Source organism: Enterobacter sp. BWH52 (assembly GCF_001037565.1).
Classification (GTDB): Bacteria; Pseudomonadota; Gammaproteobacteria; order Enterobacterales; family Enterobacteriaceae; genus Enterobacter; species Enterobacter hormaechei_C.
In genome coordinates this window covers 1,570,095-1,588,083 of record NZ_KQ089854.1, presented here as the reverse complement: position 1 = coordinate 1,588,083, position 17,989 = coordinate 1,570,095, and the positions used below count along the sequence as shown (strand labels likewise).

Here is a 17,989-nt window from a genome sequence, read left to right as displayed (position 1 = left end):
TCGGTCTTGGTGTAGGGTTGGCTCCGAATGTAACCATTATGAGCCTTAGGGATAAGGCGAAAAGTCTGAGAATGCGCAAAGTTATATGAGCACAACCCCTGTACAACGTGAATATTTCCTCGACTCGATCCGCGCATGGCTCATGCTATTGGGGATCCCTTTTCATATTTCACTGATCTATTCCAGCCACACCTGGCACGTGAACAGCCAGATGCCCTCCTGGTGGCTGACGCTGTTTAATGATTTTATCCATGCCTTCCGCATGCAGGTGTTTTTTGTTATTTCCGGTTATTTCTCTTACATGCTCTTCTTGCGCTATCCCCTCAAGCGATGGTGGAAAGTGCGCGTGGAGCGCGTGGGCATACCGATGTTGACGGCCATTCCGCTGCTGACGCTGCCGCAGTTCATCATGTTGCAGCATGTTAAAGGCAAGGCGGAAAACTGGCCGAATCTCTCCTTCTATGAGAAATACAACACCCTGGTCTGGGAGCTTATTTCCCACCTCTGGTTCCTGCTGGTACTGGTGGTGCTAACCACGGTGAGTTTGCTGATCTTCAGCCAGCTGCGTCAGCGCGCGAGCACCACATCCTCGACCTTCTTCGCCAACATCACCCTGGGCAAGCTGTCGCTGCTGTTTCTTGCGCTGGGGGTCGCGTATGCCGCCATCAGGCGTACCCTGCTCATTGTCTACCCTCCCATTCTGAGCGATGGGCTGTTTAATTTCGTGGTGATGCAGACCCTGTTCTACATTCCCTTCTTCCTGATTGGGGCGCTGGCATTTATTCATCCCCGGCTTAAAGCGCTGTTTACCACCCCCTCCCCCTGGTGTGCGGTGGGTGCTGCGCTGGCCTTTGCCGCCTATCTTCTCAATCAGCGCTATGGCAGCGGGGACGCGTGGATGTATGAAACAGAGAGCGTTATAACGATGCTGATGGGCCTGTGGATGGTGAACGTGGTGTTCGCCCTTGGCCATCGTCTGCTGAATTTTAAATCCAGTCGCGTCACCTATTTCGTTAATGCTTCGCTGTTTATCTACCTGGTTCACCATCCGCTGACGCTGTTTTTCGGGGCGTACATTACGCCGCATATCGCCTCGAATGCGCTGGGCTTCTTCACCGGCCTGGTCTTTGTGGTTGGCATTGCCATCGTGTTGTATGAAATCCACCTGCGGATCCCGCTTTTGCGTTTCCTGTTCTCAGGCAAACCTCAGGTTAAAGCGGGATAACAAAACGGCGCCTCCAGGGCGCCGTTTTTGCACTTCAGACATCAAAATGCCTGGCTGCGCGCGGTCAAAATCCGCTGATACAGGTCGGCGGTGTGCTCATCGAAACAGACAAAAATGACTTTTTCCGGCATGGGTTTGAGGGAAAGGTAGTGATAAACGGTATTCACGGCGATCGTAGCTGCCGCTTCCTTTGGATAGCCGAACACCCCGGTGCTAATGGCGGGGAACGCCATGGTCTTATACCCGTTATCCGCCGCAAGCCGCAGGCAGTTACGATACGCCTGCTCCAGAATCTCAGCCTCATGGCGGTCGCCACCGTGCCAGACGGGTCCAACGGTATGGATCACCGCTTTGGCCGGGAGATCGCCCGCAAGCGTAATAACAGCATGCCCCGGCGGGCACTCTCCCTGCTGCTGACGCACGGTTTTGCATGCTTCAAGGAGTTGAGGGCCTGCGGCCCGGTGAATGGCACCGTCCACCCCGCCACCACCCATCAGGGAGGAATTGGCTGCGTTGACGATCACGTCAACGCGCACCGTCGTGATATCGCCATGAATAACGTCGATTTGCGGTCTCATAAACACCCTCTGCAACCCGCCTTTTTCACCAGTGTATCGCAGAGGGAGAAGGAGAAAAACTGCCGCGAAAAAAACGTCGGTTAGCGGTAATCCACCTGAACGACCGCAAGCGTTTTCTGTTCATTCAGGTATTTCATGCTGACAGCGGCCAGAGCTGAATGAGGATGATGGCCCCGGAGCGCCTCGTCATAACTGATGGTATGCGTTTTCATACGGTTATTTTCCGGACAGGAGATCGCAAACTGCTGATGCCGGGGCGTGACTTCGCACGGGTCAGCGACCACCGCGCCACGAAAATGAATCACCCCACCATTTTCTATAGTTGCTGAATAAGCCGGAGAAAAAAAAGAGGACAGGATCAGTCCCAGACCAGAAATAATACACGCTGCGGATTTGAACATTATTTGTACTCCTCAATGAAATTCGTCCTTGAGGGGTAAAAACGCTCCGTTATGAAGTATCAATTTAAGCAACCCGATGACTGGGTTCTTGATATCAGCATAGCTTACCTGTGCAGCGCCGCCACTTTATTAAATCATTGATTTCATGAATTATTAAAGCGCACTTACCGGTGCGTTCCACTGCTGTGATAAATGAAGCGATTTTCCATCGGAAACGGTGACGATTATTTTTACCGCATCCCCTGAGCGAATATTTAAACTGATTCGCGTTAAATCAATCGGCTGATTAGCGGGTATAAAAAGAGTATTTTTCTGCCGCGATGTACTTTGTCCCCCCTGCCCCTGTCGGACAGATAACACCTCAACCTGACATTCGCAGGCGTCTGCCAGCGTGACCTGAGGAATAATGGTTGTCATATTTGCCTGCTGTGAGGTGCTGAACGTTATCTGGCTGGCAAGCGCGGCAAGGAGAATGAAGGTGCTCATGAGATCCTCCCGAAAAAAAACAGGGCGCATGCCCTGTTTTTTGGTACAGAAATGAATCAGTACTGGTGTGCGGTCGCGTTGTTGCCAAAGCCAACCTGGTGCACAGTCACCGTTGAGCCGGACGCTGTCTGGTCTACCGCCGCGCCGTTGCCGCCGCCGAACTGTTTCACGTTGATAACAGAGTCTTTGCTATTCCATTGGTCGATGGTGGCGCTGTTACCAAAGCCTTTTTGCAGCAGATCGATAGAACTGTCATCAGAGCCCTGGCCAACATCTGCGCCGTTACCACCACCATGCTGGGTAATGGTCAATTCAGAATCTCGGGCGTCCGTCTGCAAAGCAAGCGCGGAGTTACCGCCGCCGTACTGGTAAATGCTCAGGGTTGAGTCAGGGCCGTTATTGCCGCCACCCCAGCCACCACCGTGGCCGCCGCCAAATTGTGGTACCGCACCTGCGAAAGCACTGCCAGAAACTACGATTGCTGCAATAACTGCCACTTTGAAAAGTTTCATGGTAAACCCCCATCGGATTGATTAAGGCGTCACACATCGCTAACGTTGAATAACGCGAATAGCCATTTGCGACTGTCTCTGTACTACAACTGCTGTTTTCTGCGTACCATACTGCGTTATATTCGCCCTGTTACCCGAGCCTTTCTGGATAATCATGGCGGTGTTGCCAAAAGCGCCCTGCTTAATACTCGCATCGTTGCCGTTGCCGGTCTGATCGATATAAGCAAGGTTATACGTCCCTGACTGATCAACATTCGCGCGGTTATTCCCGCCCTCCTGAGAAATAACGGACAGCAATTTAGAACCGTCCTGGCGTACATCAGAATTATTTCCTGAACCCTGTTGACCAATAATGGCTGCCTGATTGTATGAAGCTTTACTTAATTCATTTATCGCAAAATTATATTCAGAACTGGCTAAATCTGAATCACCTGCGATTACAAACCCAGGCGCACCCAGTAATGTAAACATCATAAACAACGTTTTGTTTTTCATGCTGTCACCCTGGACCTGGCTATAAAAAAGTATCTCTTGCTCCGTTAACGCGATTCGTTTTGTTAACGCCGCGTTACGGAAAAGAGTATGTCTGCCGAAACATGTTTAATATCTCACCCGTGCGCCTTATTTTTATATTCTCCTTCACCTCAAAGTCGTAAATCTCGCCTGAAACGACGGGATACACGCCTAAAGCAGAAACCAAAAATGTCTTCCTGCGCTTGTACAACAGCGAGACAGACTGTCCAACCTGCACCGGCTTCTTCAGACAAAAAAGACAATGCCCTTTGCCACGCGCGTGACACGAAGCAAGTTTTCTTAAGAAAAAATTCTGGCTTAGGGAAGTCTTATGTTTTTAGCAGAGATCATACTTTTTACCGGCTGGCTTAGAATAATACAAAGCCAAATAATTCAACCCATTATAATATACTTTATGGTTTTTAAAATCTGTGCACGTTTATACACATGTACAACTTTCCCCTTATCTTAAAATCTATTAGCCCTGCAATATACACAAATTAATATCGAATTTTACATTCTGTTACACGATTAACACTTGCTTTAAAGTTTGCAATAGCTAGATTGAAAACAGCAGTACGTTATTTGTTTTTAATTTTACCGCCTCCTTTGGAGGAAGGTTTTTTAACTACACACAGCAGTGCCACACCTGTCAGTACCTCTGGTGCCCTTTTCAATAATACGAGGGCAACTGCCGGGTGTCATAAATAACGTGGGGTTTCATCATGTTTAATGAAGTCCATAGCTTACCCGGTCATACATTATTGTTGATCACAAAACCTTCCTTACAAGCGACAGCGTTATTGCAGCATTTAAAGCAATGCCTGTCTCTTAACGGGAAACTGCATAATATTCAACGTTCTTTTGATGATATCGCTTCTGGCAGCATCATTCTTCTCGATATGATGGAAGCGGATAAAAAACTCATTCATTACTGGCAAGATAATTTAAGCAGGAAAAACAATAATATCCGCGTATTGTTATTAAATACGCCTGATGAGTATCCTTTCCGCGAAATTGAGAGCTGGCCGCATATTAACGGCGTGTTTTACGTCACTGAAGAAGAAAACCGTGTCGTGGAGGGTTTGCAGGGCATATTGCGGGGGGAGTGTTATTTCTCGCAGAAACTGGCCAGCTACCTCATTACCCACTCCGGAAATTATCGCTATAACAGTTCGGAATCGGCCCTTCTGACGCACCGTGAGAAAGAGATCCTGAACAAACTGCGTATTGGTGCTTCAAATATTGAAATCGCCCGTTCGTTATTTATCAGCGAAAATACGGTTAAGACGCATCTTTATAATCTTTTCAAAAAGATAGCTGTTAAAAATCGCACGCAGGCGGTGTCGTGGGCAAACGATAACCTCAGGCGTTAATAGCATGAAACGCACCTTAAGTTGGATTGCCGCCGCAGGCATTATGCTTGCTGCCGGAAACCTTCAGGCTGTTGAGGTAGAAGTTCCCGGACTGTTAACCGACCACACCGTCACCTCTGTCGGACACGATTTTTATCGTGCCTTCAGCGATAAGTGGGAAAGCGATTATCCGGGTAACTTAACCATCAACGAACGGCCCAGTGCGCGGTGGGGAAGCTGGATCACAATAACCGCTAATCAGGACGTTATTTACCAGACTTTTTTATTCCCAACGAAAAGAGACTTCGATCAGAACGTCGCTTTCGCGCTGGCACAAACAGAAGAAGCTATTAACCGCCTACAGTTAGACAAAGCCCTTTTGAGCACAGGCGATTTAGCAAAAGATGAGTTCTAACAACGATACCTATTTCGGAGGCTGTAATGCGTCTCGCACACACAGTGATTTCGTTAATACTCATTGCGCCGTTGAGCTGGGCCGGAAATATGACATTCCAGTTCCGCAACCCTAATTTTGGCGGCAACCCGAATAACGGAGCCTTTATGCTTAACCAGGCTCAGGCTCAAAACTCCTATAAAGACCCCAGCTATGACGATGATTTCGGTATCGAGACCCCGTCAGCCCTGGATAATTTTACTCAGGCCATCCAGTCGCAAATATTAGGTGGCTTATTAACTAACATTAATACCGGAAAACCCGGCCGGATGGTCACTAACGACTTTATCGTCGATATTGCCAATAAAGACGGGCAGCTTCAGTTAAATGTGACAGACCGAAAAACCGGTAAAACGTCGACAATCCAGGTTTCCGGTTTGCAGACCAGTTCAACTGATTTCTAAACAACCCCGAAATAAGGACAATTATTATGCAGCGCTTTTTTATTTTAGTTGCAGTGTGCTTATTAAGCGGTTGTTTAACTGCCCCGCCAAAAGAAGCCGCTAAACCCACCCTGATGCCTCGTGCCCAGAGCTATCGGGATCTTACACATCTGCCGGTCCCAACCGGAAAGATATTCGTCTCGGTGTATAACATTCAGGATGAGACGGGTCAGTTCAAACCGTATCCGGCCAGTAACTTCTCGACAGCCGTACCGCAGAGCGCCACCGCGATGCTGGTTACCGCCCTGAAAGATTCTCGCTGGTTTATCCCGCTGGAACGTCAGGGGCTGCAAAACCTGCTTAACGAACGAAAAATCATTCGTGCCGCGCAGGAGAATGGTACCGTTGGTGTCAATAACCGCATGCCGCTACAGTCTCTCACCGCAGCCAATATCATGGTGGAAGGCTCGATTATCGGCTACGAAAGTAACGTGAAATCGGGTGGCGCGGGTGCGCGTTACTTTGGCATCGGGGCCGACACGCAGTATCAGCTGGACCAGATTGCCGTCAACCTGCGCGTGGTTAACGTGAGCACGGGTGAGATATTATCCTCGGTGACCACCAGCAAAACGATTCTCTCTTATGAAGTGCAGGCCGGGGTATTCCGCTTTATCGATTACCAGCGTCTGCTGGAGGGTGAAATTGGCTATACCTCTAACGAGCCGGTCATGCTGTGTCTGATGTCGGCCATCGAAACCGGCGTGATTTTCCTGATTAATGACGGTATCGATCGCGGCTTGTGGGATCTTCAGAATAAAAGTGACGTGAGTAATGCGGTGCTGGTGAAATATCGTGAGATGTCGGTGCCGCCAGAGTCATAATCAGCGGCGCATAAAAAAGGCGAGAATTCCGTCTCGCCTTTTTTTATTTACTTACCGCAGGAACGCTCTGGCTCTTCTCGCGTCGGGCCGCAAGCCAAAGGCCGCTGTTCTTCATGGCGTAGCCAAACAGTAACCCCAGCATGAGCGAAGGGACCACCAGCTTCCAGTCCCCCTGCCCTGCAAAGGTCGCGCAGGCACCCATGAATGTGCCGGGCACAAAGGACAACAGCAGATGTTTTGCCTGAACGCACATCAGGAAGGCCACAATGCCGGTCATGGCGTACCCCAGGATTTCCAGATGCGGCGCCAGCGCGCTGCCTTTCATAATGACCAGCGCCCAGACCACGCCACTCAGTAACGTGCAGCCTGAAATAAAGAGCCCTTTGAGACCACCCTGCGGGCAGGCGAAATAGGCCGTGCAGCCAAGAAAACCAGCCCAGCTCAACAAGCCGAGAGAGACAGCCACCCAACCCCAGAGGCCGGAGAGGATGCCAGTCGTGATTGCAATACAAAGTAATATGTTCATGGTGCGCATCTTAGCAGATGCGCACCATATAAATGAGATCAGAAGCACATTACGTGCAAGTTGAAATGTATCGTTGCAGAATTTTTGTGATTCAAGTCACCCTTCGTTCTCTTCTTCCAGCTCGTCCCACATAGCAGCGATAGCGTCACGCGTCAGCGGAGCCAGCGTTCTCCAGAATGGCGAGGTGGCGTGGGCTTCAACTTTACCCAGGAAGGTGCCAACCCACGGCAGCAGATACGTTTCGAACAGGGTTTCAATCGCCTCGTTCTCATCATCACCTGCATTATCTTCAATCCAGGAGGCCGCCAGCAGCAGGGTACCGATATGATCGGCAGGCATATCCGTCAGCGGCATGCCGCGTTCTGAAAGAAACGCCCGAACTTCCGCTTCGGTCGCACCTTCCTGCCAGGCAGAACGATACGGCGACACGCGACACTCTTCCCCCACAAACAGCGCGTTGTAATCCGTTGAAATCTGCTGCATATCGCAGCTTTTTTGCAAGCGTTCCAGCAATTCATCCTGTTCGAGCGGCCAGTTCTGCGCCAGTTTACCTTCACGAATCAGGGTAAACAGCGGAACCAGCAGCGGATCCTGCGGCTGGCGGTAATATAAGGTGCCCAGCACGCGGCAAAGGATGGAAAACTCATTCATGTTTTTATTCCGTTATTAATTAAAGATCGGCAAATTCATCAATCGGCGCCATGCCGCGCGACTCAAGGAAGTCGAGCATACGACGCGGCGTGACGTTCAGGATCTGTTCTTCCGGGAAATTCACGTCCCGCAATATTTTCAGGCACTCGCTGAAATCCCCCAGCGTGAAGGCCGTGTGTGAATCAGAGCCCAGCGCCACCATTCCGCCCGCGTCACGCACTGCCGCCGCCACTTCGCGGCAGTTGGCTTCACTGCCCTTACGCGAGTGAACAAAGGAGGAGTTGTTAATCTCCAGCGCCACGCGGTGCTTCGCTGCCGCCTGCGCCACGGCCTGAATATCAATCGGGTATTTCGGATTTCCCGGGTGGCTGATAATGTGCACGTTGCCGCTGGCAATAGTGGCAATCATCGCTGCGGTGTTGGTCTCTTTATCCTGGGGCGCAAAGACCGGCTCATGGAAGCCAGCGAGGATCAGATCTAAAGAGGTCAGCATCGGGCCGGTGCAGTCAATCTCACCGTCAGTATTTTTGATGTTCGCTTCGATGCCGCGCAGTATCCCAATACCGTCCACCAGGCGTGGCCAGATACGCATATTCACAAAATGCCAGTAGTGCGGCGCATCCGCCATATCCGGACCGTGATCGGTTATCGCAAACAGTTTGATGCCTTTCAGCTTCGCCTGAGCGATATAATCATGGAGGTTACTGTAAGCGTGGGTACTGGCGACGGTGTGCATATGCAGGTCAACGGGATACATCTTTCTCTCCTCTGCGGTTTTTCCAAAGGATAGCAGTTATCAGCGGCGAATATTAGCAAAAACCCGGCGAACGCCGGGTTTCTCTCAGTAGCCTCGCTGTCTGTCGACCTGTCCGGTCACCGCGTTACCCTTCTCTATTTCGCTGATGGTATGCGAGATGTACGCCACGGCCTCCGCCGGTCGCGTCACGGCCGCAATATGGGGCGTCATCGCCACGCGCGGATGTGCCCAGAGCGGGCTGTCTTTTGGCAGCGGTTCGCGGCTATACACATCCAGCATTGCGCCTTTCAGTTTACCGCTATCCAGCGCTTTCAGCAGATCGTCTTCCACAACGTGTACCCCGCGCGCCAGGTTCATTAAGTAGCTGTCTTCTGCCAACTGGTTGAGGAGCGTGCCATTGATAATGCCGACCGTTTCCGCCGTATTCGGCAGCAGGTTAATGAGGACGCGAGTCCCTTTCAGGAACGCCGGGAGTTCGTCCGTTCCGGCAAAGCTCTCGACGCCCGGATACTCCTTACGGCTCCGGCTCCAGCAGCGCAGTGGGAAGCCCCACGGTGCGAGCGCTTCGGCGACTTTCGAACCCAGTACACCCGCGCCGAGGATGCCGATGGTGAAATCTTCACGCTGATAATCCGGAAGCGGTTCCCAGTGGGATTGCTGTTTGAACGCCTGATAATCGTCGAAGCGGCGGAACCAGTGCAGCACCTGGCTCACGGCATATTCCTGCATCTGCTGCCCCATACCGGTATCTTCCAGACGAAACAGGGGAATATCTTCCGGCAGCATTTCAGGGTGTGCCTTCAGCTTACTGAGAATGGAATCCACCCCTGCACCAAGAGCAAACACCGCCTTCAAACGGCGTCCCTGAAGCATTTCGACCGGGGGATGCCAGACCAGCGCGTAGTCGGCATGTTCATTATCGCCCTGTTTCCATTCGCGAACGCGTGCGCCAGGCAGAGCCGCCGTGAGCGCGCTAATCCAGTAAGCCGTATCAAAAGTGGGGTGATAGAAGATAATATCCATAGTCATTGCCTTTTATTGCGCTGTTTTATTTTCATTTTCAACTGGCTTGCCAGCATAACAAATTTATCGCTAAACCGCGTTGCTGATAAAAGAGGCGCATTTCGCACATTTAGGAATCAGGTTGCCTGAAGTTTGTCTAAACACGCTAAATTACTGAAAAAGTGGGTTGACGGCAGTACGGCTTTTCCTTACATTAGCGCCCGTCCCGACAACAACGGGATGACAATATGGTGAGGTGTCCGAGTGGCTGAAGGAGCACGCCTGGAAAGTGTGTATACGGCAACGTATCGGGGGTTCGAATCCCCCCCTCACCGCCATATTTGAAAAAGAGCTCGCATGAAAATGCGGGCTTTTTTTTCACATGTTGCACGCCTGTGGGGGATTCGAACTTTGCAGCCCCTGCGGTAATTGTGTCGGGTGGCGCTACGCTTACCCGACCTACAAAAAGCTAGTCTTCAACCATCTTTGCATACTCTTCGGTGAGAAAATCCACCAGCGTCCTGACCGATGGCAGCAGGCCGCGCCGGGATGGATACACCGCGTGGATCACTTCCCGTCTGGGTTCCCAGGCATTCAGCACCCGAACAAGTTCACCTGAAGCCAGCTGATCCTTCACCATCAAAATGGGCAGCTGTACCACGCCCACGCCCGCCATCGCTGCCTCCCGCAGCGCCAGCATGTCGGTAGTCACCAGGCGCGGCGTGAAGTGAATTTCTGCCTTTGCGCCCTCCGGACCGTTCAATTCCCACTTATGCAGGTGCTTGCCCGCCCCCATACTTAACCCCGGCCACTCGCTGAGTTCAGAGGGCATCGCCGGGTTGCCCATCCGTTCAATCAGTGCCGGCCCGGCAACCAGACAGTGTCCCCTGTCCGCCAGCACCCTTAATACCAGATCGCTGTCATCAAACGGGCGCGGACGAACGCGGATCGCCACATCCACCCCCTCCGCCACCAGATCGACCCGGCGGTTGGTGGCTTCGAGCTGAAGGTTGATCCCCGGATAGCGCGCCATAAACCGCGCCAGCATGGGCCCCACGTGAACGTGCAGCAAGGTGACAGGACAGGTGATCCGGACCATACCACGCGGCTCAGCCTGTAAAGCAGCCACCGCCTCCTCCGCAGCTTCAGCCTCCACCAGCATAGCTTTACAGTGCTGATAGAATGTCTGCCCCACCTCCGTCACCGCAAACTGCCGCGTGGTACGTTGTATCAACCGAACACCCAGGCGTTCCTCCAGCTGCGCAATCCGACGGCTCAGTTTCGACTTAGGCTGATCGAGCGCCCGACCCGCCGCTGCAAAGCCGCCATGCTCCACCACCTTCACAAACCATACGAAATCATTGAGGTCCTGCATACGCCTCCATTGTTCCATTTAAGGAACAGTGAATGTCATTTTTGCTATCTACCGGGATATTAACCCTGAATATAAGCTAATTCCATCAACAGGACATCAGGAGTTAATCATGAAAAACGTAACAGGCGTGTATACCGCACCTCGTCCGCACTGGGTCGGTGACGGTTTTCCGGTTCGTTCGATGTTTTCTTACCAGACGCATGGCGAGCCCCTGAGCCCGTTCCTGCTGCTGGACTACGCCGGACCGCATACCTTCCCGGCGGATGGCGCGAAACGCGGCGTGGGCGAGCATCCTCATCGCGGTTTTGAAACGGTGACCATCGTCTACTCAGGCGAAGTGGAGCACCGTGATTCAACCGGCAGAGGCGGCGTTATTGGTCCAGGTGACGTGCAGTGGATGACGGCGGGCGCAGGCATTTTGCACGAGGAGTTCCACTCCAGCGCGTTTTCGCAGAAAGGCGGTGAACTGAAAATGATGCAGCTGTGGGTCAACCTGCCCGCCAAAGACAAAATGGCGACGCCTGGCTACCAGAGCATCACTCAGGCGGATATCCCGGTGGTCACCCTGCCGGATAACAGCGGAACATTGCGCGTGATTGCTGGCCGCTTTGGAGAGGTAACCGGCCCGGCGCATACCTTCTCACCGCTGAACGTGTGGGATCTCGCGCTGCATCAGGGTAGCCACCTGACGCTTAATCAGCCCGAAGGCTGGAGCACGGCGCTGGTTGTCGTTGAAGGCAGCGTGACGGTGAACGGCACCACGCCTGCCGGTGAGGCGCAACTGGTCGTGCTGAGCCAGAGCGGTGACAAACTGCATCTCGAAGCCAGCAGCGATGCCAAAGTGCTGCTGATGGCCGGGGAGCCGCTGAATGAACCCATCGTGGGCTATGGCCCGTTTGTGATGAACAGTAAAACCGAAATCGCCGAGGCTATTCGCGATTTCAACTCCGGCCGCTTTGGCCAAATCTAAACGTAATAAGGAGCGCATTATGTCTACCCCTGCAAACTTCAACGGTGCACGTCCCGTTATTGACGTAAACGATGCCGTTATGCTGCTTATCGATCACCAGAGCGGGCTTTTCCAGACCGTTGGAGACATGCCAATGCCTGAGCTGCGCGCCCGTGCAGCGGCGCTGGCAAAAATCGCCTCGCTGGCGAAGATCCCGGTGATCACCACGGCGTCGGTTCCACAAGGACCGAACGGCCCGCTTATCCCGGAGATCCACGCCAACGCGCCGCACGCACAGTATGTCGCACGCAAGGGTGAGATCAACGCCTGGGATAACCCGGAGTTCGTGGCGGCGGTGAAAGCCACCGGGCGCAAAACGCTGATTATCGCGGGGACGATCACCAGCGTCTGCATGGCCTTCCCGTCCATCAGTGCGGTGGCGGACGGATATAAAGTATTTGCGGTGATTGATGCCTCTGGCACCTACAGCAAAATGGCGCAGGAGATCACCCTGGCGCGCGTGGTGCAGGCAGGCGTGGTGCCGATGGACACGGCAGCCGTTGCTTCCGAAATTCAGCGCACGTGGAACCGTGAAGATGCGGGTGAATGGGCTGAGGTGTACACACACATCTTCCCGGCCTACCAGCTGCTGATCGAAAGCTACAGCAAAGCGCAGGACGTGGTGAAAAATAGCGAAGTGCTCGATTCGCAGCGTTAATCCTGCGCGCTGCGACATAAGCTGATTAAGGCTTAACCGAACAAGCACGAATGCTGAAAATCTGCTTGACCGTTTTAGCGCAACTCCCTATAGTAGCGCCCCGTTGCCCCCCAAGCGGTCAGGCAGCAAAACAATATGGTGAGGTGTCCGAGTGGCTGAAGGAGCACGCCTGGAAAGTGTGTATACGGCAACGTATCGGGGGTTCGAATCCCCCCCTCACCGCCATATTTGAAGAAGAGCTCGCATGAAAATGCGGGCTTTTTTTTCGCATGTTGTACGCCTTTGGGGGGAATGAGAACCCCCGACCGGGGTTCGACAACTGGCGCAGCCAGTTGGACAGACTGAGAACGTAGCGAACAGGCTGCCCGCAGGGCGAGCGCAGCGAGTCAATCCCCCCCGGTGCTATATGCAGCTCGGTGCGGCCTGAGCCCCTCACCCTAACCCTCTCCCCAGGGAAGAGGGGATAAAATGCACAAAAAACAAAGCCCGGTTTCCCGGGCCTTGAACACAACAGCATATTCAATAATACGCTTGTAGCGTGCGCTGGCAGAGCGCCGAGCGGACGCAGTCCTCTTTTGTGAAGCGGACCACCCCTATCATCTCATCTTCCTCAAAACGTGACATGGCATCGCTCAGGCCGGACTTCACGCCCGACGGCAGGTCACACTGGGTAATATCGCCGTTGACGATCACCGTCACGTTCTCCCCGAGGCGCGTTAAAAACATCTTCATTTGCGCAGCGGTCACGTTCTGAGCCTCGTCAAGAATAACGACCGCATTTTCAAATGTACGTCCGCGCATATAGGCGAACGGCGCGATTTCCACCTTGCCAATCTCTGGTCGCAGGCAGTACTGCATAAAGGAAGCGCCCAACCGCTTCACCAGCACGTCATAGACGGGCCTGAAGTACGGGGCAAACTTCTCGGAAATATCGCCGGGCAGGAAGCCCAGATCTTCATCCGCTTGCAGTACCGGACGGGTAACGATGATCCTTTCCACGTCCTTATGAATCAGCGCCTCCGCCGCTTTGGCGGCGCTGATCCAGGTTTTCCCGCATCCGGCTTCCCCGGTTGCAAAGATGAGCTGTTTACTCTCGATAGCATTCAGGTAGTGCGCCTGAGCTTCATTTCGCGCCACAATTGGCGATGCATCGCGGCTGTCCCGCGCCATGCCAATGGATTCTACGCCGCTCATCTGCACAAGCGAGGTGACCGATTCTTCTTCACGCTGTTTATGACTACGTGAATCCCGTCTCAGCACACGTTTTGCTTCGCGACGAGCTTTGATCACTGCTTTCTGTCTTCCCATGGATAGCACCTTGAGTTGTTGGTATTCATCACACGCGCCAGCATCGGCACGATTATGCGCACGAACATCAGAGGGTTGGCTTCCTTGTAAGCCATTGCTTGCATTACCGGATGACGATATACAACGGCTACGCGCACCGTTATGCACGTCGGTAGAAAAAGGTTGTTGAGGTGAAGGAGAGAATTTGGTGGTGAAGAAATCGCTGCCGGAGTCTGAGCCTCCGCGCCGGGTACTGCGGTTGATATGTTTACCTTGTCCAGTACAGGACGCAACCATTCGCGATCTCCATAGTGAGTTAACATCACTGCCGGGAACTACCGCTGTCTTCTCTTAAGTACATCAGGAATTATCATAAATGCAACATTTATTTTACCTGAATGCAACTTTTCGGACTGCCCCTACATGGAAAATCAGTCTTATATAGAAATATTACAGAAATATAACAATACGATAGTCTGGGAAAAAAATAATGTCCCCGCGAACTGTCGCAGGGACGATTATCAGGCTTCTATCAGACCCTGAGCGAGCCAGGCGTTCGCGTCACGCGCGCCGGGCAGGGCAAAGAAATAGCCGCCGCCGATGGGCTTAATGTACTCTTCCAGCGCTTCGCCGTTGAGCCGCTTCTGCACGGTGAGGAATCCCTTCTCCAGATCGTGCTGATAGCAGACAAACAGCAGTCCCATATCAAGCTGCCCGGAGTTGGTCACCCCCAGCGAGTAGCTGTAACCCCTGCGCATCATCAGGCTGGATTGCGTCTCTTTGGTGCGAGGATTGGCGAGGCGAATATGGCTGTCCAGCGCGATGACATCCCCGTTCGGATCGCGGGCGTAGTCGGGTTCATCGTGCTCGAGCTTCATGCCGAGCGGTGCGCCGGTTTGCTTATCGCGACCGAAGATAGTCTGCTGCTCTTTCAGCGGCGTGCGGTCCCAGAACTCCACGTGAAACTGAATGATACGCACCGCCTGATAGCTGCCGCCCACCGCCCAGGCCGGTTCGCCCTGATCCGCCGTCACCCAGACCACCTTGTTCATCAACGCGGTATTGCTGCTGTCCGGGTTGGCGGTACCGTCTTTGAAGCCCAGCAGGTTGACCGGCGTCTCTTTCCCTTTACTGCGCGCGGCGTGGTCAGAGATAAAACCTTCCCGCTTCCAGCGCACGCTCAGCAGATCCGGGGTGTGCTTGATAATATCGCGCAGGGCGTGGATCACCGTATCCTGGGTATTAGCGCAGATCTGCAACAGCAGATCGCCGTGGCACAGCGCCGCGTCGAGAGAATCATTCGGGAATCGCGTCATTTTTTGCAGCGCTTTCGGCTTCTGCTTCGCCAGACCGTAGCGATCATCAAATAGTGATTCCCCCACCGACACGGTGATGGTCAGATTATCGGGAGCGATAAACGCCCCGAGGATCCCGGAATCCATCGGCGGCAGGCGCGGATTCGGTGTTTCCGGTGCCGGACCTCCGGCGGTGAGGAAGGCAATGCGCGTGGTTAATAGCCTGAACAGACGCTCAAGGTCGGCCTTATCACTCGCCAACGAATCGAAAGCCACCAGCATCATCGAGGCCTGCTGCGGCGTCAGGATCCCCGCCTGGTGCTCACCATAAAACGGCTGCGTTTCCATACGCGCGTCCGGGGAGAGCGTGCCGGGTGCGCTTTGCGGTTTTGCCGCATGCGCCACCGGACAGCCGCCCGCCAGGGCAAACGCGCCGCCCAGCGCCCCTACCCCTTTTAACAACCGACGTCGGGAAGGTTCCGCCACGTCGTACTCGTCATGCTCGTTCATCGCTTAATCCAGACCCAGTACGCCACGCAGCAGGGAGAGATCTTCCGCCAGCGTCGTAATCGGGCCTTTCAGCGCGTTACGATCAGCATCGGTCAGCTTGTCGTAGGTTTCGAACCCGTCTTTGGTGCGGTATTTCGCCAGGATAGCGTCAACTTTCTTAAAATTGGCATCCACTTTCGCCAGCAGTTCGCCGTTCTCTTTTTGCAACTGTGGCCGCAGCAGATCGACAATTTTCTGTGCGCCGTCGACGTTTGCCTGGAAGTCCCACAGGTCGGTGTGGCTGTAACGATCTTCTTCACCGCTGATTTTGCTGGCGGCTACTTCTTCAATCAGACCCGCTGCGCCACCCACCACTTTCGACGGTGGGAATGCCAGCTCGCTGATGCGTTTTTGCAGCTCCAGCACGTCGCTGTTGAGCTGCTCGGCGTATTTCTCCATCCCCCTGGTGGAGTTATCGCCAAACAGGGCTTTTTCCAGACGGTGGAAGCCGGTGAATTTCGGATCGGCGGCCTTCTGCTCGTAGTCGTCTTCACGGGCGTCAATGCTGCCATCGAGGTCAGAGAACAGCTCGGCAATCGGCTCGATGCGCTCGTAGTGCTGACGTGTAGGCGCATACAGGGATTTCGCTTTTTCGATATCGCCCGCTTTCACCGCGTCGGTAAAGGCTTTGGTGCCTGCCACCAGGTCCGCCGTCTCTTTGGTGACGTAGGCTTTATAGGCGGTAATAGCGTCGCCGAGACTCAGCAGCGCCGTGCCTTTGGCCGCGTCCGCCGTCGCTGCGCCTTTGACGATCAGCTTACCTTTCGGGTTAGTCAGCAGGCCGCAGGTCATGTCATATTCCCCAGGCTGAAGATTTGCGGTCATCTTCTGGCTGAAGCCCGGCGCGATATTCTCGCGCTCTTCCACCACCATCACGCCTTTCAGGATCTCCCACTCCAGCGCTTTCTGGCTGTGGTTCTGAATAATAAACTGGGTTTTACCGCTGTTAACCGTGATGGTCATCGGCTCACACTGTTTATCGTTGACGGTGACTTTGACCTGCGGAATATCTGCTGCCTGAGCGGCGAAGGCAGACACGAGCAGCGCGGCGATGCCTGCGCATAACGCACTACGACGGAACTGAATGGCCATGACTCTACCCTTTAAAAGTATGTTGTAACTAAAACAGCACTTACGGCGCAACGCGCGACGTCTGCGAGCCGGTACGCGGCGGCATAGCGAACAGGATCAGCGCCGGAACCAGATAGATAAAGTACATCGCCACTTCGCTGACGCTCGGCGTTTCCTGGTAGCCGAAGATCCCTTCAAGCAGGGTACCGGTCAGTGAATGGGTCGACAGGACGTTGCTGAGATCGAACGCCACGTCCTGGAAGTGGTTCCACAGGCCCGCTTCGTGGAAGGCGCGGATCGCCCCTGCCGCCAGTCCCGCGGCCACCAGCAGAATAAACAGGCTGGTCCACTTGAAGAACGCGCCCAGGTTAAGACGAATGCCGCCCCAGTAGAGCAGGAAACCAAGCACAACCGCCGTGGCCAGCCCGAGCATCGCGCCCAGCGGCGGCCAGATGCCCACGTCCTGCTGAAAAGCCGCGAGCAGGAAGAACACGGACTCCAGGCCTTCACGCGCCACGGCGAAAAAGACCATCATGATCAGCGCCCAGCCGTGGTGGTTGCCTTTTTGCAGGGCGTTATCCACCGCCTGCTCAAGCTGTACCTTCACGTTACGGGAAACTTTGCGCATCCAGAACACCATCCAGGTGAGGATCACCACCGCTATTACGGCAACAATGCCTTCAAACAGCTCCTGCTCTTTCTGCGGAAATTCACCGGTGGTTTCGTTGATAAGAATACCCAGCCCCAGGCAGAGCGCCGCGGCAAGGAAAACGCCAACCCACATCACGCCAATCCAGCGTCCGCGCTGGGTACGCTTCAGATAACTGGCGATAAGGCTAACAATCAGGGCCGCTTCAAGGCCTTCACGTAACATAATGAGAAAAGGAACAAACATGCCGACACCTTAAATGTTTATCGCGGTCAACTGATGCAAAGAAAGGTAAATTCTTGTGATAGTGATTATCATTACGGCAACAAGAAAAACAAGCGAAATGTGTTGCGTTTTGATGACCAGATGTAA

Annotated in this window: 21 protein-coding genes and 2 tRNA genes; 9 read left to right on the top strand and 14 right to left on the bottom strand. The window is 53.6% G+C overall.

What is annotated here, in order from left to right; all coding sequences use genetic code 11:
• Window positions 1-85 precede the first annotated feature (85 nt).
• Entirely contained in the window at window positions 86-1,225 is a 1,140-nt protein-coding gene (mdoC, locus tag SK47_RS07435; protein ID WP_023315799.1) for a glucans biosynthesis protein MdoC, read from the top strand.
• A 41-nt stretch (window positions 1,226-1,266) separates the two neighbouring features.
• Here the strand turns inward: mdoC and ymdB are convergent, their stop codons facing one another.
• The 5 genes from ymdB to csgB all read right to left on the bottom strand — a co-directional run bounded on the left by ymdB (window position 1,267) and on the right by csgB (window position 3,697).
• On the bottom strand, window positions 1,267-1,803 hold the full coding sequence (gene ymdB, locus SK47_RS07430; RefSeq protein ID WP_023324442.1) for an O-acetyl-ADP-ribose deacetylase: 537 nt from the start codon (window positions 1,801-1,803) through the stop codon (window positions 1,267-1,269).
• A gap of 80 nt (window positions 1,804-1,883) precedes the next feature.
• Window positions 1,884-2,204, bottom strand: a complete 321-nt coding sequence (locus tag SK47_RS07425) for a type 1 fimbrial protein (RefSeq protein WP_003858038.1) — start codon at window positions 2,202-2,204, stop codon at window positions 1,884-1,886.
• Window positions 2,205-2,357: 153 nt separating this feature from the next.
• Entirely contained in the window at window positions 2,358-2,690 is a 333-nt protein-coding gene (gene csgC / locus SK47_RS07420) for a curli assembly chaperone CsgC (RefSeq protein ID WP_003858040.1), read from the bottom strand.
• A gap of 56 nt (window positions 2,691-2,746) precedes the next feature.
• A complete protein-coding gene (csgA, locus tag SK47_RS07415; RefSeq protein ID WP_003858043.1) occupies window positions 2,747-3,202 on the bottom strand; it encodes a curli major subunit CsgA in 456 nt (151 codons plus the stop codon).
• A 39-nt stretch (window positions 3,203-3,241) separates the two neighbouring features.
• Entirely contained in the window at window positions 3,242-3,697 is a 456-nt protein-coding gene (gene csgB, locus SK47_RS07410) for a curli minor subunit CsgB (RefSeq protein ID WP_003858046.1), read from the bottom strand.
• Between the two features lie 743 nt (window positions 3,698-4,440).
• On the opposite strand from csgB, the gene csgD reads away from it, so the two are divergent.
• The 4 genes from csgD to csgG are packed head-to-tail and all read left to right on the top strand — an operon-like array spanning window position 4,441 to window position 6,788.
• On the top strand, window positions 4,441-5,091 hold the full coding sequence (gene csgD / locus SK47_RS07400; RefSeq protein WP_003858049.1) for a biofilm master transcriptional regulator CsgD: 651 nt from the start codon (window positions 4,441-4,443) through the stop codon (window positions 5,089-5,091).
• 4 nt (window positions 5,092-5,095) lie between these two features.
• Window positions 5,096-5,485 (top strand): curli production assembly/transport protein CsgE, encoded by a 390-nt coding sequence (csgE, locus tag SK47_RS07395; protein ID WP_003858052.1) that lies wholly within the window; start codon window positions 5,096-5,098, stop codon window positions 5,483-5,485.
• Between the two features lie 26 nt (window positions 5,486-5,511).
• Window positions 5,512-5,928 (top strand): curli production assembly/transport protein CsgF, encoded by a 417-nt coding sequence (gene csgF, locus SK47_RS07390; RefSeq protein WP_048243750.1) that lies wholly within the window; start codon window positions 5,512-5,514, stop codon window positions 5,926-5,928.
• A 26-nt stretch (window positions 5,929-5,954) separates the two neighbouring features.
• Window positions 5,955-6,788 carry a curli production assembly/transport protein CsgG gene (gene csgG / locus SK47_RS07385; protein ID WP_003858055.1) on the top strand — a complete coding sequence of 278 codons (834 nt, stop codon included), beginning with the start codon at window positions 5,955-5,957 and terminating at the stop codon, window positions 6,786-6,788.
• Window positions 6,789-6,831: 43 nt separating this feature from the next.
• Here the strand turns inward: csgG and SK47_RS07380 are convergent, their stop codons facing one another.
• From SK47_RS07380 to ghrA, 4 genes are all read right to left on the bottom strand, one after another.
• Complete coding sequence (locus SK47_RS07380) at window positions 6,832-7,314, bottom strand: DUF1097 domain-containing protein (RefSeq protein WP_074173990.1); 483 nt, start codon at window positions 7,312-7,314, stop codon at window positions 6,832-6,834.
• Between the two features lie 96 nt (window positions 7,315-7,410).
• Window positions 7,411-7,965: a TorD/DmsD family molecular chaperone gene (locus SK47_RS07375; RefSeq protein WP_048243746.1), complete on the bottom strand. Its 555-nt coding sequence runs from the start codon at window positions 7,963-7,965 to the stop codon at window positions 7,411-7,413.
• 19 nt (window positions 7,966-7,984) lie between these two features.
• Window positions 7,985-8,722: a phosphatase gene (locus SK47_RS07370; RefSeq protein WP_003858061.1), complete on the bottom strand. Its 738-nt coding sequence runs from the start codon at window positions 8,720-8,722 to the stop codon at window positions 7,985-7,987.
• A gap of 84 nt (window positions 8,723-8,806) precedes the next feature.
• The gene (gene ghrA, locus SK47_RS07365) at window positions 8,807-9,745 is read right to left on the bottom strand and encodes a glyoxylate/hydroxypyruvate reductase GhrA (RefSeq protein ID WP_032608987.1); all 939 of its coding nucleotides are present in this window, start codon (window positions 9,743-9,745) and stop codon (window positions 8,807-8,809) included.
• Window positions 9,746-9,974: 229 nt separating this feature from the next.
• On the opposite strand from ghrA, the gene SK47_RS07360 reads away from it, so the two are divergent.
• Window positions 9,975-10,062: transfer RNA gene (locus SK47_RS07360), tRNA-Ser, on the top strand.
• A gap of 131 nt (window positions 10,063-10,193) precedes the next feature.
• Here the strand turns inward: SK47_RS07360 and SK47_RS07355 are convergent.
• Entirely contained in the window at window positions 10,194-11,099 is a 906-nt protein-coding gene (locus SK47_RS07355; protein WP_023324439.1) for a LysR family transcriptional regulator, read from the bottom strand.
• A 109-nt stretch (window positions 11,100-11,208) separates the two neighbouring features.
• On the opposite strand from SK47_RS07355, the gene SK47_RS07350 reads away from it, so the two are divergent.
• From SK47_RS07350 to SK47_RS07340, 3 genes are all read left to right on the top strand, one after another.
• On the top strand, window positions 11,209-12,069 hold the full coding sequence (locus SK47_RS07350; protein WP_003858066.1) for a pirin family protein: 861 nt from the start codon (window positions 11,209-11,211) through the stop codon (window positions 12,067-12,069).
• A 19-nt stretch (window positions 12,070-12,088) separates the two neighbouring features.
• Window positions 12,089-12,766: an isochorismatase family protein gene (locus SK47_RS07345; RefSeq protein ID WP_003858068.1), complete on the top strand. Its 678-nt coding sequence runs from the start codon at window positions 12,089-12,091 to the stop codon at window positions 12,764-12,766.
• A gap of 137 nt (window positions 12,767-12,903) precedes the next feature.
• Window positions 12,904-12,991, top strand: a tRNA-Ser gene (locus tag SK47_RS07340).
• Window positions 12,992-13,285: 294 nt separating this feature from the next.
• Here SK47_RS07340 and phoH read toward each other — a convergent pair.
• The 4 genes from phoH to efeU all read right to left on the bottom strand — a co-directional run bounded on the left by phoH (window position 13,286) and on the right by efeU (window position 17,863).
• Window positions 13,286-14,074: a phosphate starvation-inducible protein PhoH gene (phoH, locus tag SK47_RS07335; protein ID WP_003858070.1), complete on the bottom strand. Its 789-nt coding sequence runs from the start codon at window positions 14,072-14,074 to the stop codon at window positions 13,286-13,288.
• 500 nt (window positions 14,075-14,574) lie between these two features.
• Window positions 14,575-15,858 carry an iron uptake transporter deferrochelatase/peroxidase subunit gene (gene efeB, locus SK47_RS07330; protein ID WP_003858074.1) on the bottom strand — a complete coding sequence of 428 codons (1,284 nt, stop codon included), beginning with the start codon at window positions 15,856-15,858 and terminating at the stop codon, window positions 14,575-14,577.
• 3 nt (window positions 15,859-15,861) lie between these two features.
• Complete coding sequence (gene efeO, locus SK47_RS07325) at window positions 15,862-16,989, bottom strand: iron uptake system protein EfeO (RefSeq protein ID WP_003858078.1); 1,128 nt, start codon at window positions 16,987-16,989, stop codon at window positions 15,862-15,864.
• A 40-nt stretch (window positions 16,990-17,029) separates the two neighbouring features.
• The gene (gene efeU, locus SK47_RS07320) at window positions 17,030-17,863 is read right to left on the bottom strand and encodes an iron uptake transporter permease EfeU (protein ID WP_003858080.1); all 834 of its coding nucleotides are present in this window, start codon (window positions 17,861-17,863) and stop codon (window positions 17,030-17,032) included.
• Between the last annotated feature and the right edge of the window lie 126 nt (window positions 17,864-17,989).

Excerpts from the sequence above, each read along its gene's own strand:
- SK47_RS07355 (WP_023324439.1), bottom strand. The coding sequence starts at position 11,099 with ATGCAGGACCTCAATGATTTCGTATGGTTTGTGAAGGTGGTGGAGCAT.
- SK47_RS07370 (WP_003858061.1), bottom strand. The coding sequence starts at position 8,722 with ATGTATCCCGTTGACCTGCATATGCACACCGTCGCCAGTACCCACGCT.
- efeU (WP_003858080.1), bottom strand. The coding sequence starts at position 17,863 with ATGTTTGTTCCTTTTCTCATTATGTTACGTGAAGGCCTTGAAGCGGCC.
- csgE (WP_003858052.1), top strand. The coding sequence starts at position 5,096 with ATGAAACGCACCTTAAGTTGGATTGCCGCCGCAGGCATTATGCTTGCT.
- SK47_RS07345 (WP_003858068.1), top strand. The coding sequence starts at position 12,089 with ATGTCTACCCCTGCAAACTTCAACGGTGCACGTCCCGTTATTGACGTA.
- efeO (WP_003858078.1), bottom strand. The coding sequence starts at position 16,989 with ATGGCCATTCAGTTCCGTCGTAGTGCGTTATGCGCAGGCATCGCCGCG.
- csgB (WP_003858046.1), bottom strand. The coding sequence starts at position 3,697 with ATGAAAAACAAAACGTTGTTTATGATGTTTACATTACTGGGTGCGCCT.
- csgA (WP_003858043.1), bottom strand. The coding sequence starts at position 3,202 with ATGAAACTTTTCAAAGTGGCAGTTATTGCAGCAATCGTAGTTTCTGGC.
- phoH (WP_003858070.1), bottom strand. The coding sequence starts at position 14,074 with ATGGGAAGACAGAAAGCAGTGATCAAAGCTCGTCGCGAAGCAAAACGT.
- efeB (WP_003858074.1), bottom strand. The coding sequence starts at position 15,858 with ATGAACGAGCATGACGAGTACGACGTGGCGGAACCTTCCCGACGTCGG.
- SK47_RS07425 (WP_003858038.1), bottom strand. The coding sequence starts at position 2,204 with ATGTTCAAATCCGCAGCGTGTATTATTTCTGGTCTGGGACTGATCCTG.
- SK47_RS07350 (WP_003858066.1), top strand. The coding sequence starts at position 11,209 with ATGAAAAACGTAACAGGCGTGTATACCGCACCTCGTCCGCACTGGGTC.
- csgD (WP_003858049.1), top strand. The coding sequence starts at position 4,441 with ATGTTTAATGAAGTCCATAGCTTACCCGGTCATACATTATTGTTGATC.
- csgC (WP_003858040.1), bottom strand. The coding sequence starts at position 2,690 with ATGAGCACCTTCATTCTCCTTGCCGCGCTTGCCAGCCAGATAACGTTC.
- SK47_RS07375 (WP_048243746.1), bottom strand. The coding sequence starts at position 7,965 with ATGAATGAGTTTTCCATCCTTTGCCGCGTGCTGGGCACCTTATATTAC.
- csgG (WP_003858055.1), top strand. The coding sequence starts at position 5,955 with ATGCAGCGCTTTTTTATTTTAGTTGCAGTGTGCTTATTAAGCGGTTGT.
- ghrA (WP_032608987.1), bottom strand. The coding sequence starts at position 9,745 with ATGGATATTATCTTCTATCACCCCACTTTTGATACGGCTTACTGGATT.
- csgF (WP_048243750.1), top strand. The coding sequence starts at position 5,512 with ATGCGTCTCGCACACACAGTGATTTCGTTAATACTCATTGCGCCGTTG.
- ymdB (WP_023324442.1), bottom strand. The coding sequence starts at position 1,803 with ATGAGACCGCAAATCGACGTTATTCATGGCGATATCACGACGGTGCGC.
- mdoC (WP_023315799.1), top strand. The coding sequence starts at position 86 with ATGAGCACAACCCCTGTACAACGTGAATATTTCCTCGACTCGATCCGC.
- SK47_RS07380 (WP_074173990.1), bottom strand. The coding sequence starts at position 7,314 with ATGAACATATTACTTTGTATTGCAATCACGACTGGCATCCTCTCCGGC.